The organism is Rhodococcus sp. NJ-530, assembly GCF_003860625.1.
GTDB lineage: Bacteria > Actinomycetota > Actinomycetes > Mycobacteriales > Mycobacteriaceae > Rhodococcus_F > Rhodococcus_F qingshengii.
Map to the genome: position 1 here is coordinate 5,544,737 of NZ_CP034152.1, position 14,842 is coordinate 5,559,578.

16 protein-coding genes are annotated in these 14,842 nt (G+C 62.6%); 9 read left to right on the forward strand and 7 right to left on the reverse strand.

Annotated features, from left to right (window positions below):
* From EHW12_RS25815 to EHW12_RS25830, 4 genes are all read right to left on the reverse strand, one after another.
* Positions 1 to 738 carry an SDR family oxidoreductase gene (locus tag EHW12_RS25815; RefSeq protein WP_030537223.1) on the reverse strand — a complete coding sequence of 246 codons (738 nt, stop codon included), beginning with the start codon at positions 736 to 738 and terminating at the stop codon, positions 1 to 3.
* Positions 735 to 1,760, reverse strand: coding sequence for a phosphotransferase family protein (locus EHW12_RS25820; RefSeq protein ID WP_007729609.1), 1,026 nt, complete (start codon positions 1,758 to 1,760; stop codon positions 735 to 737). Before EHW12_RS25820 ends, EHW12_RS25815 begins: the two co-directional genes overlap by 4 nt.
* The gene (locus tag EHW12_RS25825; protein WP_003940162.1) at positions 1,757 to 2,968 is read right to left on the reverse strand and encodes an acyl-CoA dehydrogenase family protein; all 1,212 of its coding nucleotides are present in this window, start codon (positions 2,966 to 2,968) and stop codon (positions 1,757 to 1,759) included. The genes EHW12_RS25820 and EHW12_RS25825 overlap by 4 nt, the downstream gene beginning before the upstream one ends.
* A 75-nt stretch (positions 2,969 to 3,043) precedes the next feature.
* Complete coding sequence (locus EHW12_RS25830) at positions 3,044 to 4,822, reverse strand: ABC transporter ATP-binding protein (RefSeq protein ID WP_007729612.1); 1,779 nt, start codon at positions 4,820 to 4,822, stop codon at positions 3,044 to 3,046.
* A 95-nt stretch (positions 4,823 to 4,917) separates the two neighbouring features.
* On the opposite strand from EHW12_RS25830, the gene EHW12_RS25835 reads away from it, so the two are divergent.
* A complete protein-coding gene (locus tag EHW12_RS25835) occupies positions 4,918 to 5,505 on the forward strand; it encodes a TetR/AcrR family transcriptional regulator (protein WP_030537226.1) in 588 nt (195 codons plus the stop codon).
* On the opposite strand, the gene EHW12_RS25840 is transcribed toward EHW12_RS25835, so the two are convergent.
* A complete protein-coding gene (locus EHW12_RS25840; protein ID WP_064443687.1) occupies positions 5,440 to 6,975 on the reverse strand; it encodes a LuxR family transcriptional regulator in 1,536 nt (511 codons plus the stop codon). The genes EHW12_RS25835 and EHW12_RS25840 overlap by 66 nt on opposite strands.
* A gap of 171 nt (positions 6,976 to 7,146) precedes the next feature.
* Between EHW12_RS25840 and EHW12_RS25845 the strand changes: the two genes are divergently transcribed.
* From EHW12_RS25845 to EHW12_RS25870, 6 genes are all read left to right on the forward strand, one after another.
* Positions 7,147 to 7,521, forward strand: coding sequence for a PLDc N-terminal domain-containing protein (locus tag EHW12_RS25845; protein WP_007729621.1), 375 nt, complete (start codon positions 7,147 to 7,149; stop codon positions 7,519 to 7,521).
* Positions 7,518 to 7,955: a DUF6325 family protein gene (locus tag EHW12_RS25850; RefSeq protein WP_007729624.1), complete on the forward strand. Its 438-nt coding sequence runs from the start codon at positions 7,518 to 7,520 to the stop codon at positions 7,953 to 7,955. Before EHW12_RS25845 ends, EHW12_RS25850 begins: the two co-directional genes overlap by 4 nt.
* A gap of 1 nt (position 7,956) precedes the next feature.
* A complete protein-coding gene (locus tag EHW12_RS25855) occupies positions 7,957 to 8,265 on the forward strand; it encodes an SHOCT domain-containing protein (RefSeq protein ID WP_007729626.1) in 309 nt (102 codons plus the stop codon).
* Positions 8,266 to 8,330: 65 nt separating this feature from the next.
* On the forward strand, positions 8,331 to 9,308 hold the full coding sequence (locus EHW12_RS25860) for a DUF1214 domain-containing protein (protein WP_030537231.1): 978 nt from the start codon (positions 8,331 to 8,333) through the stop codon (positions 9,306 to 9,308).
* Between the two features lie 27 nt (positions 9,309 to 9,335).
* Entirely contained in the window at positions 9,336 to 9,647 is a 312-nt protein-coding gene (locus EHW12_RS25865) for a hypothetical protein (RefSeq protein ID WP_241199046.1), read from the forward strand.
* A gap of 139 nt (positions 9,648 to 9,786) precedes the next feature.
* A complete protein-coding gene (locus tag EHW12_RS25870) occupies positions 9,787 to 10,608 on the forward strand; it encodes a tyrosine-protein phosphatase (protein ID WP_003939715.1) in 822 nt (273 codons plus the stop codon).
* Here EHW12_RS25870 and EHW12_RS25875 read toward each other — a convergent pair.
* Positions 10,595 to 11,572 carry a DMT family transporter gene (locus tag EHW12_RS25875; protein ID WP_238592627.1) on the reverse strand — a complete coding sequence of 326 codons (978 nt, stop codon included), beginning with the start codon at positions 11,570 to 11,572 and terminating at the stop codon, positions 10,595 to 10,597. The two genes, EHW12_RS25870 and EHW12_RS25875, sit on opposite strands and share 14 nt — an antisense overlap.
* Before the next feature lie 34 nt (positions 11,573 to 11,606).
* On the opposite strand from EHW12_RS25875, the gene EHW12_RS25880 reads away from it, so the two are divergent.
* The gene (locus EHW12_RS25880) at positions 11,607 to 12,185 is read left to right on the forward strand and encodes a TetR/AcrR family transcriptional regulator (protein WP_042923936.1); all 579 of its coding nucleotides are present in this window, start codon (positions 11,607 to 11,609) and stop codon (positions 12,183 to 12,185) included.
* A gap of 127 nt (positions 12,186 to 12,312) precedes the next feature.
* Here the strand turns inward: EHW12_RS25880 and EHW12_RS25885 are convergent, their stop codons facing one another.
* Positions 12,313 to 13,206, reverse strand: coding sequence for a LysR family transcriptional regulator (locus EHW12_RS25885; RefSeq protein WP_042924016.1), 894 nt, complete (start codon positions 13,204 to 13,206; stop codon positions 12,313 to 12,315).
* Between the two features lie 114 nt (positions 13,207 to 13,320).
* On the opposite strand from EHW12_RS25885, the gene EHW12_RS25890 reads away from it, so the two are divergent.
* Entirely contained in the window at positions 13,321 to 14,811 is a 1,491-nt protein-coding gene (locus tag EHW12_RS25890; protein WP_054188408.1) for a CoA-acylating methylmalonate-semialdehyde dehydrogenase, read from the forward strand.
* Positions 14,812 to 14,842 lie beyond the last annotated feature (31 nt).

Consider the following 14,842-nt stretch of genomic DNA (forward strand, 5'->3'; position numbering starts at 1 on the left):
TCAGGCGGAGTAGCCGTTGGTCCCGGCCCGCGCCATGACGACCTTCGGAACGACCGCTCGAGACGAGAGCTTGAGCAGACCGTCCACCAACTCCACGATGTCGTCGACCTTGATCATGGTGTCCGGTGTGATCCGATCGTGTGTCCATGCCGACATGTCGGTGTCGACGTAACCGGGAGCGATGGCCGTCGCACTGACGCCGTTTCCGGATTCCTCGGCGTTGAGTGCCTCGACCATCGAAATCAGCGCAGCTTTGGTGGCTCCGTAGACGGCCAGGCCGCTCTCGGCATACACACCGGCCATCGAGGCGAGAGCGATCACCTTCGCTCCGCCGGCAAGGTCCGCGTCCGCCGCTGTACGCAGGAGCGGCAGCGACGCTTGCAATAGTGCAAACGGTGTTCGGAGATTGACGGCAACGGTCTTGTCGAAACGTCGCATCGGGTAATCCGCTACTCGCCCACTGGTTCCCACTCCGGCGTTGAGGACGAGAGCCCTCATGGAGCCGAATCGCTCATTGTGTGTGGCGACGAGTGCTGCGGCGAAGTTCTCGTCCGCCATGTCGCCGGCCGAGACGACGACGTCCGGCGATCCGGCGCGGGTAAGTTCTTCGGCGACAACGGCGAGCCGCTCGGTATCACGCGCTGTGATGGTCAGCCCGTACCCTTGCGAAGCCAAGCGTGTTGCGATGCCGAGCCCGATTCCCTTGGAGGCGCCGGTGACCAGTGCTGATCGAGTCATTCGAATTTCCCTTGCAGTGCGTTGAGTCCGGCCGAGATCAGTTCCGGCACAGAAGATCCAGCCTTGTCGAATCCCCCGCCGACGGTGGCTCCTGCTCGGAATCGGTGATCGATGCCCTGCGCCACGACGGCGAGTTTGAAGAACCCGAGCGCCATGTAGAAGTTCCAATGCGCCAGTTCACGACCCGACACGGACGAATACCGTTGCGCCAGATCGACAACGGACGGTAGCGACGGGCTCGTCCACGCAGCAGGCTCACCCAGAACCAGATCCAGCGCGGGATGCCGATAGACGCACATCATCGCGATGTCCGCCAGCGGATCGCCCAGCGTCGACAGTTCCCAGTCCACCACTGCGGCAACCTTGGTGACGTCGTTCGCCGCGAGAATCGTGTTGTCGATCCGGTAGTCGCCGTGCACGATCGACGAGGCTGATTCCGCCGGAATCAATTCCGCGAGGCTCGACGCCAACCTGTCCACGTCGGCCGAGTCCTCGGTCTTGACGCGTGACCATTGACCGGCCCACAACTTCACCTGGCGGGCTACGTAACCGTCGGGTCTGCCGAGTTCGCCGAGACCCACTGCGGTGTAGTCGACGTCGTGCAGTGCAGCGAGAACACGCACCAACTCGTCGGTGCACTGCGTGACCTGCGCTGCCGGAACAGCTTCCAACTCGGTTTTGGTTCGGATCACTTGACCGGTGACGAACTCGACCACCGTGAACGACGCACCCATCACCGAGGCGTCCTCGCACAGCACGACGGTCGGCGCGACCGGCACGGCGGTGTTCTGCAACGCCGAGGTGATTCGGAACTCACGCGCAACGTCGTGCGCCGACGGCGTGAGGCCGGCCGTGGGTGGACGACGGAGAATCCACTTCGAGTTGTCGTCGAAGATTCCGTAGGTGAGATTGGATTTGCCGCCTGAAATCAGTTCGGCTCGCAACTCACCGCTCACCTCGACGCCTGCGGCTTGCAGATACTTGTGAAGCGCCGCGAGATCGAGTCCTGGAAAGTCCGTCACTTCGACTCCTCCCGAGCAGCGCGCTTCGCAGCTCCGACAACACGTTTCGCAATTGCCCAGCGATGAACCTCGGACGGGCCGTCGTAGACGCGGAAGGGACGCACTTCGCGGGACAAGCGTGCCAGCGGCAGATCGCCGGACACGCCCATTCCGCCACACATCTGAATGGAGCGGTCCACGATCCGGAAGATCGCCTCGGCAGCGTAGGTCTTGGCGATGGACGTCGCGTTGCTCGCGTGCCCGCCCTGATCGAGTTCGAAGCAGGCCTGCACCAGAAGTGCGCGGCTGGCTGCGATGTCGATCTCGTTGTCGGCGACCATCTTCTGGATCATTCCGAGATCACCGAGTTTCGAGCCGAAGCCTTCTCGTTCGGCAACCCTGGCCACGGCGACGTCGTGGCCGCGGCGCGCTGCACCGAGCCAGCGCATCACGTGCGTCATGCGGGCGGGACCGAGGCGAACCTGCGCGTAGGCGAAACCTTGATCGACCTCACCGAGAACGGCCTCGTCGGGTACGAAGAGATCCTCGAACGTGACCTCGCAGTGCCCGCCGATCATGGCCTTGTCGAGGGTGTCGATGTGTCGACCCACTACCAGGCCGGGAGTGTCCGTCGGCGCCAGGAACATGGTCGCTCCGCCGCGCTGCCCGGGCTCACCGGACGTGCGCGCCATGATGATGAAGAACCCGGCGCCGTCGGCGCCGGTGATGAACCATTTCTTACCGTTGATCTTCCAGCCACCGGGGACTTTCTCGGCGCGGGTGTTCAAAGCCGAAGGATCGGATCCCGCTCCCGGCGCGGGTTCGGTCATGGCGAATGCCGACCGCATGTCCCCGCTTGCGAGCGGCGCGAGGAACTGCTGCTTCTGTGCTTCGTTCGCCACGTGGGCCAGCATGTGAACGTTGCCCTCGTCCGGCGCCGCGATGTTGAGCGCCGTCGGCCCGAATAGCGAGTAGCCGGCTTCCTCGAAGACCGGCGCGCGATCACTCATGTTGAGTCCGTGTCCGCCGTACTCGATCGGCGCATGCGGGGCGAAGACACCGGCTTCTTTTGCTGCCGACTGCATCTCGATGCGGATTGCATCGCCACCCGCTACAGCGATGTCACCGGCGTGTTCGTCTTCGATGGGGAGCACTACGTTGCGCGTGAAGTCGCGCGTCTTCTCGATCAGCGCCACCACCTCGGGCGCGTACGTCAGATCGATTGCCACCAGCCACCTCCGAAAGAACATCCCGACCGAGCGATCGCTCGGTATCAGCACTCTCGCACACGCCGACGCGTCGGGTCAACAATCCTCGAGCATTGCCTCGCCCTGATCGAGCCGGCCGGCAACCACCATGTCGCGGTACAGATCGTCCTTGTCCATGAGCTCGTCATGGTTGCCGATGTTGCGGATCCGACCGTCTTCCATGACCACGATCCAGTCGGCGTCACGCACCGTCGAGAGCCGGTGAGCGATAGTCACCACGGCCCCGGTGCGCGCACGTTCGTTGATCGCGTCGACAATCGCGGCTTCGGTGAGCGTGTCGACCTGGGCAGTGGCTTCGTCGAGCAGAAGCAAAGCACTCGGCCGCAGAACTGCGCGCGCCATCGCGATCCGCTGACGTTGGCCGCCCGACAGCGAAGTGGCCGTCAGAGCGGTGTCGAGTCCGTTGGGCAGGGCCTCGATCGCGTCGTCGAGCCGGAGCAAGCGCAGAACGGCCTGGACTTCTTCGTCCGTCGCATCGGGATGGCTGAAGACGACGTTCTCCCGAATCGTTCCGGGCACCACCGGTGTCTCCTGCTCCACGTATGCGAGACTCTCGCGCACAGCGCGGTGATCGAGCGCGTCGTAACCGACTCCATGCAGGAGAACCTCACCCGATCGCGGTTCGACAAATCGCAGCACGGTCGAGAGCAAGGTCGTCTTTCCTGCACCCGACGGGCCGACGATGGCCATGTGCCCACGCGTCGGAATGACCAGCGAGACATCGCGCAACGCCGGCTGGTTCGATCCGTGGTAGCTCACGGTGACGTCGCGCAACTCGATCAGCGGCGCGGCAGCGTTGGTTTTCGCGACCACGTCCACGACCTCGTCGTACTGCTCGGTGGGCAACGACTGCATCTCGCGAATCCGGATAGCTGCCGCGATTCCCGACTGAACGGAGGTCACGTTCTGCGCAAGCTCCGACACCGGCCCCATCAGGGTGAAGGCGTAGAGCAGAAACGCGATTAGCGTCGAGACTGCCATTTCGCCGTCGGCGACTCGCCAGGCACCAAAGCCGAGGATGGCAATGATCGATCCTTGAATGGCGGTCCACGCGACAGTCCACGCGGTTGCCGACACTCGAACTGCCGTGATCGCATGCTTTTTCGCATCGGACGCATTGTTCGTCACCAGAGCGCCGACGCGATCCTCGGCGAGGGAAACTTTGACCGTCCGGATCGCACGCAAGCCACCCTCGAGTACGCCGCCGAGCTGACCGAGCGATTCCTGGGTTCGCGCTTCGGCTGCGGAAATCCGAGGCATCAGAACGGCAAAGAGTATGGAGGCGAACACGATTGCCACCATGGTGACGCCCAACAACGGCAGATCCAGTACGCCCATCAGAACAATCGTTCCGATGGTCAACGCGGCTGCGTTCAGAATATTCACCGCGGCCGACGACGCAGCCTCCCGCAGCAGCAAGGTGTCAGACGTGACCCGGGTGACCAATTCACCCACGGATCGCGATTGCAGCGAAGGTACGGTCGCCGCCAGGAATCGCTTCACCAGCGACGACCTGGCGTCGAAGACAACCTTCTCGGCGGCGGTTCCGAGAACGATCCACTGAGCACAACCGAGCACGGCACCGACGATCAGAAGGACGACGAGCGTGAGGATAGGTCCTTTCAGCGACGCACCGGTATCGAGGGTGTCGAGAACCCACTTGGTGACCATGGGCGTTGCCAGCGTCGCCGCGGAGCCGCACAGCGCCAGTACCAATCCGAGAAGGAGCGACGGCAGATGCGGTCGAGCGAACTCCGAGAGGACGCGGAGATTGCTCCATTTCGGTGCGGGCTGAGAAGCGTCGGATTCAAGCATGAATTTATGGAACACGAATGTTCCATAAAGGGCAAGAGAAATTCCGATTCGGAAACACTGGATACCGAAACCGGACACGGCTACGCTTCGGATTCGTGACAACGATCCACAGCGCACCAGAACAAAGCGCGACCCGCGAGCGCACACGGAAGGCCATCCTCGATGCTGCCGTTTCGGTGTTCGCATCCAAGCCTGCTGCGACCCTCAGCGAGATCGCTTCGGCCGCAAAGGTCGGCCGGACCACTTTGCACCGCTACTTTCCCGAACGGTCAGACCTGGTCGACGCAGTCGCGGCCGAGGCCACCCGCGCCGTCGGAGAGGCAGCAGCAGCAGCTCGACTCGGCGAGGGTACGGGAGCCGAAGCGCTGGTTCGCCTGTGCCATGAATACTTCGAACTGGCCGACCTCTTGACGGTCCTGTTCTTCACTCCCGGTGTGTATCAGGAAGATTCGTTTGCCGAGTCCGCGTCGAACGACGACTCAGTCACCGATGCCATCGAGCGCGGACACTCCGACGGTTCCATCGACCCCGACATGGGTTCGGACTGGGTGCAGAACCTGCTGTGGTCACTGCTCTACACGTCGATGGACTACGTGAACCGTGGTTCCGGGACGCGCCTACAAGCCTTGGACCTGACGGTTCGCAGCCTCCGCCGCGGAATCGCCCCCGATCCCGCGGTCTAGGTTGTCGGCTGCTTGAACAGCGGCACGCCGTTTGGTCACGCCTAGTTTGCGGTAGATCGAGCGAATGTGAGTCTTCACAGTGGGATAGGCGATGCCGAGGTGCGCAGCGATCTCGTCTGCAGTCATCGTAGTTCGCAGAAAAGTGAGGATCTCTTTCTCACGTTCCGTCAGGACTCCGGCGAGTTTGGCAGAGAGCTGGCCCCGTTTTTCCAGAATCGTGCACAGGAGCTCCTGGTGTCTCGACCCCTGTGTTGCGTGCGCGTTCAACAGATCGACGATTACCGGATCGCCGCTCAGAAATGGGGCGAGAATCCGCTCGGGGATTGCTTCCGCCAGCGCACGATCCAACTGCTCGTGCGCCTGCGGTCCACGCCCGGCGACGGAGCTCAGGGCGGCAGACGTGACAAGGGTGCTCACCAGCGCATATCGCGGCAGCGCGGCCGAGGTTGCCAAGCGAAGCGCTTGAGCCGACGGTTCCGGATCCCCCATGACTCGGTAGAGCTCCGCGAGAAGCGCGTGAGCGACCGCAGCACCTGTTCTGGTCAGCGTGGGCATTGCGATGCGGCGAGCTTGCTCGTCCTGTCCTTGAGCGTGGGCGAGCCAGGCCGTGGTGACGCGCCGCAGCGTATCCCAAGGAATGCCGTGCTTGTCCGCAGTGCTCACGCCTCGCAGCAGACGAGCGGCGTTGTGGTACCGGTCTTCCCGGTTCAGAGCGATCAGGCTCATCACCAGGTACAGACGGGCGAGCGCCTCGAAATTGGTTCCAGGGCTGCCCTCCTCGATGATCGAGTCGAACTGAGCGATCGCCTCCTCGAAGTCGCCACGCCAGTAAGCGATGCACCCCCGATTCGACTGTGGGAGACCACCTTCGAAGCGTTCCCAATCGGACGCCACATCTCGCGCAGGAAGGCCGTCGAGGATCTGTTCGGCTTCGGTGAATGCTCCCGCGTGGGTCAGCGCAAAGGCCAAGTTGGACTGTGCAAGACGCAATGTCTCCGTGCGCGACTGCAACTGCGCCTCGTCGCTGGCGGAGCGAAGTAGCGCGATGGCACGAGGAAGGTCACGACGAAGCCTGACCTCGGTCCATCCGAGGAGGAAAAGCGCGGACGGGTAATCGTCCTCGGGCTCGCACTGGGCGAGCGCGTGACGCGCGCGATCGGCGATGACGGCCTTGGTCGAGGTGTCCGGAGCGAGCAGCAGGTCGGTGAAGCAGACGACAAAATCGTCGGACGCCACCCGCAGACCCTGCCCGCGGAGAAACTCAGCGCCGTACGGATCACCGCTGAGATCGCGGCAGCACGCCCGTATCAGCAGGATGTGCGGATCGTGGGGATCGGGATGAGCAAGGCAGAGCTGCTCGAGTTCCCTGGTGTGAGATTCGAGAATCAAACGAAGCCAGTTTTTCCGCAGGACTCGTCGAGCCTGCTCCGCCTCACCAGAGGCGAGTGCGTCACGCACGGCTTCGATCATGTGTCGAAGATACTCGAGACGTTCGATGTCCGTGGAAATCCGGTCTCATCCGCTTCGGATGAGACCGCGATCGAAGCCTGCGGAAACCAGTGAGAATTGCCGGAATCAACCGAAATGCGTGAGTCAGCGGAATACCGTGTGCGCAGGCCTTACACGAAACGGATAAGACACATGAGCTTCTGGGAAAGCCTCGGCTGGATGCTGTGGGCGACCGTCTTCATCGGATATCTCTTCGCACTGTTCGCGATCATCGCCGACCTGTTCCGCGACCACAAGCTGAACGGCTGGTTGAAGGCCGTTTGGGTGTTCTTCCTGCTCTTCCTACCGATCCTGACCGCCCTCGTCTATCTCGTCGCCCGCGGCGAAGGGATGACGGAACGCAGCAACAAGGCCGCACGCGACGCCGAGAAGGCCGCCGAATCGTATATCCGCGAGGTCGCGGGGAAGAGCCCCAGCGAGGAGATCGCCGCAGCCGCAGCACTGCTCGAAGCCGGAGCGATCAGCGAGGACGAGTTCGCCGCACTCAAGCTGAAGGTCCTCTCGTGAGTGCCGCGCGTTTCGGCCCCGTCGACTTCTACCTTCTCGGCCTGCCTGGGCAGAGCCTCGACCCGGCCGCGCTCTCCGCACTGACCGACCTTACGGATACCGGCCTGGTGCGGCTGCTCGATCTGATCGTCATCTCCAAGTCCGAGGACGATGAACTCACCCTCATCGAAGTCGAGGAGTTGCCGAACGGCTTCGAGATCAACGTCGAGATGCTCGGCGCGTCCGGTCTGCTCGGGCATGAGGACATCACCGAACTCGCGGCAGCCATTCCCACCGGCGCTGCAGCGCTGCTGGTCGCGCTCGAGCTGGTCTATCAGCGCGAACTCGCCGCCCGCACCGCTGCGTCAGGCGCGGTGCTACTGGGTTACGAGCGGATACCCGCACCCGTCGTCAATGCCCTCATGGACACGATCATCCCGAAATTGGAGGTCTGACATGCCGTACATCCCGAGACGAGGCCGCCCCGGACTGCTGGGCCTCGCCGCCCGCACCGCGGTCGTCACCGGTACCGCGACCGCCGTCAGCGACGGTATGGCCACCCGCCGGCAAAGGAGAGCTCAGGCCGACTACGAGCAGGCGCAGTACGAATTCGCCCAGCAGCATGCCGCACTCCCGATGCCCACACCCGCACCCGCGGCCCCGGTCGATCTCGTCGCCGAGTTGCAGAAACTCGGCGACCTCAAATCACAAGGCCTGCTGAGTGACGCCGAGTTCCAAGCCGCGAAAGCACGACTGCTGGGCTGATTCACCCCGACGGGCCATGGATTACCGCGCCCGCTTCCGTACCCCGACACCGATTGGAACCCACTATGTCCACGATCGCCGTCAACGTCCTGAACTTCAATCGGGCAGAGTCCGATCTCATGTTCGCTCGCCTGGCCGCGGGCGTCGGCCTGGGCACGTGGAACCACACTCGTGATCTCGGGTCACTCGACAACCAGCCGATCATCCGCCAGAACCGCGACACTCTGTACAGCAGCGCGATCATCGACGTGCGCGAGAACGTCACGATCACGGTGCCCGATACCGGCAAGCGCTACATCTCCGTGTGGGTGGTCAGTCAAGATCATTACGGTCCCGTCATCCTGCGCGACCCGGGAGAGCACCTGCTCACGCGTGAATTGGTCGGGACCGACTACGCCGCACTGATCGTGCGCATCCTCGTCGATCCGAACAGCCCCGAAGACGTCGCCGAGGTGAACCGGTTGCAAGACGCCCTCAACATCGACGGCGGCGGAACGGGAGAGTTCCCGTTGCCCGACTACGACGAGCAATCGCAGACCGAGACCCGCGACGCACTCCTCGCACTCGCGCGTGGCATCACCACGTACGACCATTCATTCGGTACCGCTGCGGAAGTCGATCCGATCAGGCACCTGCTCGGTACCGCATCCGGCTGGGGTGGCCTTCCCGAGTACGAGGCCACCTACGTCAACTTCGACGAACGTCTCCCGGTCGGGGAATACCGTCTCCGCCTGAACGATGTTCCCGTGGATGCGTTCTGGTCGGTCTCGCTGTACAACGCGGCCGGATACTTCGAAGAGAACGCTCTGGGCGTCAACAGCATCAACAGCCTCACGGCCACCCCAGACTCCGACGGCAGCACCACCATTCGCTTCGGGGTCCATCTCGACGGCGTCGCGAACGCACTGCCCATCATGCCCGGGTGGAACTACGTACTGCGCCTGTACCGCCCCCGTCCCTCCGTGCTCGACGGCACCTGGACGGCGCCTCGTCCCGAAGCCCTGCAGCAAAGCGTTCCCCACGCACACACCACTCTCGGGTGACTCGACCTGATCACGGAGGTACAAGCCATGCGTCTGTTATTTCAGCTCGTTTCGCAATGTGTTCTCGGCGCGATCGCGCTGATCGTCGTGCATTTTGCTCTTCCCGGGGTCAGCCTGAGCGTGAACGGCTTCTTGGCCGCTATCGGTGTATTCACCCTCGCACACATGATCCTCGGCCCATTCGTGCTCAGCGTGGCACTGCACTACGCGGCTCCGCTCGCGGGTGGTGTCGGCTTGGTCGCCACACTGCTCGCGCTCTGGGTTGCGACCCTGGTCCCGACGGTATCGAGATCAGCGGCGTCGGGTCCTGGATCCTCGCCCCGATCATCGTGTGGGTGATCACGGCATTGGGCGGGTGGATCTTCATGGCTCTCGTCATCGACAAGTGGATCAAGAGACGCAATGCCGAAAAGCTCGTGCGCAGTGTGCAGAAGGCATGAATGATCAGTTCGGAAACGGAACCCACAAGGAGTCAGCCATGCCAACTCACCCGCTCGATCGCCGCGTTCTCCTGAAGACCGCTCCGAACTTCCGGGACCTCGGTGGCATTCCTGTTGCGGACGGCACCGTCCGCGCGGGCGCGCTCTATCGTTCGGCGACTCTGGCGAAACTCGACGGCGACGACCTTGCCGCGGTCGCCGACTTGGACGTCCGGACGGTATACGACCTGAGGACCGCCGCCGAGCGCGACGGCGCACTCGACAATCTCCCTGACTCGACGCGCACAGTCTGGCTCGACGTACTTGCCGACAATGCCCAAAACGCCGCGGCCACTGGACTACTCATGACGGACCCGGTCGCATACGCCGAGACCATCAGCGATGGACGTGGGATCGCACAGATGGAGGAAGCCAACCGCAACTTCGTCAGCCTGCCGTCCGCTCTCGACGCCTATCGCACGTTCTACCTCGACCTCATCGACGAAAAACGCACCGGGGCAGCACTTTTCCACTGCACCACCGGCAAGGATCGAACCGGGTGGGCCGCGACCTCTTTCCTACTCCTCCTCGGGGCCGACGAAGCCGATGTACGCGCCGACTACCTGGAGACGAACACCGATCTGGCTCCCATGACAGAACCGATCCTCGACTTCGCCGCGAGCAAAGGCGTTGACGCAGAAGTGCTACGACCCCTCCTCGGAGTCCGTGACAGCTATTTCGACGCAGCTCTCGACGAAATGCGCACGCACTTCGGCACCGTCGAGGACTACGCAATCAACGGACTGAAGCTCACCGCAGAGCAACTCACCGCGCTCCGCGAGCGGTTCACATCCCGATCGGCCTTCATCAGCGCGACGTGATCGAAGCTCTCGGCGGGCAGGAATCCGTGCCCTCGTCCTGCTTCTTCGGGCGATTACCCACCCGGGTGACCACGACGACGGCGACGATGCCCACCGCCAAGCCGAGCGCGGTGAACGGAGTGAAGGATTCTCCGAACATCAGTGCGCCCCAGACCGCGGTGACGGGGGCGATCAAGAACATCAGGGTGTTGACGGACGTAATGCCGATGCGGCGGAGCAACAACCAGTACAGCCCGTAACCACCGAAGGTGGACAACACGATCAACCAGAGCAACGCGATCCAGAATGTGCTGATACTCGGCGGTACGGCAGCATCCGAGACGATCGCCAGAGTTGTGAAAACTATTGCGCTGGTTGAGCAGTGGATGGCCAAAGCCTGCAGTGGCGGTGTAGACGTGGGAGCGCGTTGCTGGACGAAGGTGGATGCAACCAGGCTGAGCATCCCCAGGAACGGAATCGCGTACGCCCACCACGGCGCCGATGTACCGGCCCCGGCATCGGCTGCCGTGACCATCACGACGCCGCCCATTCCGATCGCCAACCCGACCCACTGCATACGCGGGACTGCGACACCGAGGACCGGACCGAGCAGCGCGGCAGCCACCAGCGGCTGAATACCGTCGATCAGCGCAGTTGTTCCGGTGTTCACGCCGAGATCGACTGCCCAGTACACCGACAACAGGTAGCCACTCTGGGAGAGCATCCCGATCACCACCTGCCTGCCGAGAGCCCGTGGTGTCGGCATCGTGTTCTGGCGCCGGGCGGAGAACCAGACAATCGGGAGCAGTACCACCGCGAGCGGGAGAAAACGCCACATCAGCAGCGTGGGGACCCCGGCACTGCCGGCGCCTAGTTTGGCTCCGATGAATCCCGAACTCCAGCACGCGACGAACAGGACCGACAAGGTAGCCGTCACGGCAGATCTCGAGGTCACGATCCGAGGTATACCGATCTGTTTACTCATGAGCCCGACTATACAGATCGGTATACTTTTGTCCATGGCAGAGGAATCCACACCCGAATTGACTCCGAAAGCGCGTCGCATTCTGGAGTCTGCGTCGAAGCTGTTCTACGAAAAGGGGATTCATGCCGTAGGCGTGGATACCGTCGCACTGGACGCCGGGGTCACGAAGAAGACTTTGTACGAACGGTTCGGCTCGAAAGACGGTCTCGTCGTTGAATACCTGAGGGCTCGAGATCGGCGGTGGCGAATCTTTCGCGACGAGAAGCTCGCATCAGCCGGAGCTAGCCGCGCCGAACAGTTGAGTGCGGTATTCGACGCTTCCGCCTCCTGGTCCAAGGCGAGCGGAGGCAAAGGGTGCAGCATGATCAACGCGCACGCCGAGTTCAGCGATCACTCACATCCGGTGTTCGCTGTCATCGCCGAACAAAAGCGGGAGATGTCAGACCTTTTCCGGCGCATTCTGGCGACGGACGGACTAGCCGACGAACGTCTCGTCGAGGCAATCATGCTGCTTCACGAAGGTGCCCTCGTCGCAGACGGGATCGGTATCGGCACCAACCCCTTCGGTGCCGGCCGGAACGCAGCCCTCGAATTGTTGAAGACCTCGGGGTAACCCACCCCTCTTCGCACATTCCACAAGACCCTTCGACAGCGTCCACACCTGACATCGCGATCATTCCTCAGGCGCTACAAACTGACCGTCAACCATCGCCCAACCCGGGGAATACAGGAAACGCACATCACCGCGCATGGAGGTCGGGATTCCTGTCGACAATCTCATGCAAGGCATCGCTTATCGCCCGTACGCGGGCCAATCTGATCAGCTCGCGCGGGACAACGAGCCAATACGACCTCCGAATTACGAACTCGTCACGCAGCACCGGCACGAGGTCATCGTCGGTCGCGCCGATGTATGTCGGCAAGGGCGCGATTCCCACACCGTGCCTGACCGCCTCGTAGTGACCAGCGATGTTATTGGTCTGGATCTGCGCCCGCCCGGTGGGCAGTATCCGGTCGAGGATACGCAGAGGTTCGACATCCAAGAACGCGTCCACATACCAGACGAGCGTGTGATGACGTAGGTCGTCCACCGACGAGATCGACTCGTGCGTCTCCAGATACCGACGCGAGGCGTAAAGCCGCAAGTTGTAGTCCGCAAGTTTGCTGACGACCACAGATCGGGGAGAGGGACGCTCCAACGTGACGGCGACGTCGAAGTCACGCCCGGTCAACACATCGTGGGTAGTCGAAGTCAGCACTTCGGTGTACAAATCCGGGTGCCGGACACGGACAGAGCGCAGGCCCGGAACCAAGACGAAGGCACCGAAGCCGTCTGGGGTCAGGATCCGGACCGTCCCGTTGAGGCTCGGCGACGCCGAGGCGGTCGTCTCACCGAGCGCAGAAAGTAGCGTCGACTCGATACTCTCCGCGTAGGGAACCAATCGCCTGCCCGCCTCGGTCAGCTGCCAGCCCGAGACGCCGCGATCGAAAAGCCTTGCTCCCATGTCTTTTTCAAGCCTAGAGATTCTCCTGGAGACAGTGGTCTGATCGACCCCCAGCCGCTTCGACGTATCCGAAATGCGCCCCGTGCGTGACAGTTCCAGCAGAAAGCGCAGGTTGTCAGAAGTAAACATCGCCATTCCCGTTCTTGGCTGCAATTTTGCATTGAGTACTGCGATCTTACTTGTTGACGACGGCAATTCTGCGGCACAGACTCGAATCAACCCCAGCCTCAGGAGTGAATAGTCATGACTGTCATCGCACATTGGATCGACAACACGATCGCCCCCGGTTCGAGCGGAAACTCCGCGCCGGTCACGAACCCTGCGACCGGCGCCGTCACTGGCAGTGTCGCGCTCGCCAGCGTGCAAGACGCACGCGCCGTTATCGACGCAGCTGCTGCTGCGTTTCCCGATTGGCGCGACAGTTCGCTCGCCAAGCGAACCGCAATCCTCTTCGCGTTCCGCGAACTGCTCAATGCCCGCAAGCACGAACTCGCCGAGATAATCACCGCCGAGCACGGCAAAGTCCTCTCCGACGCACTCGGCGAGGTGTCAAGAGGCCAGGAAGTCGTCGAATTCGCTTGTGGCATCGCGCACCTGCTCAAGGGCGGTATGACCGAGAATGCCTCGACGAACGTCGACGTCACCTCGATCCGTCAACCACTCGGCCCGGTCGCGATAATCTCGCCGTTCAATTTCCCCGCGATGGTCCCGATGTGGTTCTTCCCCATCGCGATCGCCACCGGAAACACGGTAGTACTCAAGCCGTCCGAAAAAGTTCCATCTGCTTCGCTGTGGATCGCGGCACTCTGGGCCGAGGCAGGACTTCCAGCAGGCGTGTTCAACGTCCTGCAAGGCGACAAGACAGCTGTCGACGAACTTCTGACCAACCCTGCGATCAAGGCCGTTTCGTTTGTCGGTTCAACCCCCATCGCCCAGTACGTGTACAGCACCGGCACCAGCCATGGAAAGCGCGTTCAGGCTCTCGGAGGAGCGAAGAACCACGCGATCGTCTTGCCTGACGCAGACCTCGATCTGGCCGCCGACGCAATGGTCAACGCCGGATTCGGCTCGGCCGGCGAGCGCTGCATGGCGATCTCGGCACTGGTCGTCGTCGGCGACATCGCCGACGAACTCGTCGGCAAGATCGCCGAGCGGACCCGCACCCTGAAAACCGGTGACGGCACGAAGAACTCAGACATGGGCCCTCTGGTGACCAAGGCCCACCGCGACAAGGTCGCCTCCTACGTCGACGCCGGTGAGGCCGCCGGCGCGACACTCGTCGTCGATGGCAGGCAAGTGCAGGCGAACGGTGGTGAGGGCGGATTCTGGCTCGGCCCGACCCTGATCGACCACGTCACCACCGACATGAGCATCTACACAGACGAAATCTTCGGCCCTGTGCTCTCGGTCGTGCGGGTGAACTCCTACGACGAAGCACTCGACCTGGTGAATTCGAGTGCATTCGGGAATGGCACCGCGATCTTCACCAATGACGGTGGCGCAGCACGTCGCTTCCAGAACGAGATCGAGGTTGGTATGGTCGGGATCAACGTCCCTATTCCAGTCCCCATGGCCTACTACAGCTTCGGTGGTTGGAAGAACAGCCTGTTCGGCGACACGCACGCTCACGGTACCGAGGGTGTCCACTTCTTCACCCGCGGGAAGGTCGTCACTACCCGCTGGCTCGATCCCAGCCACGGCGGCATCAACCTCGGCTTCCCCGAAAACAACTGAGTCCCTATCCCGTCCGAATACCACGGGCTGG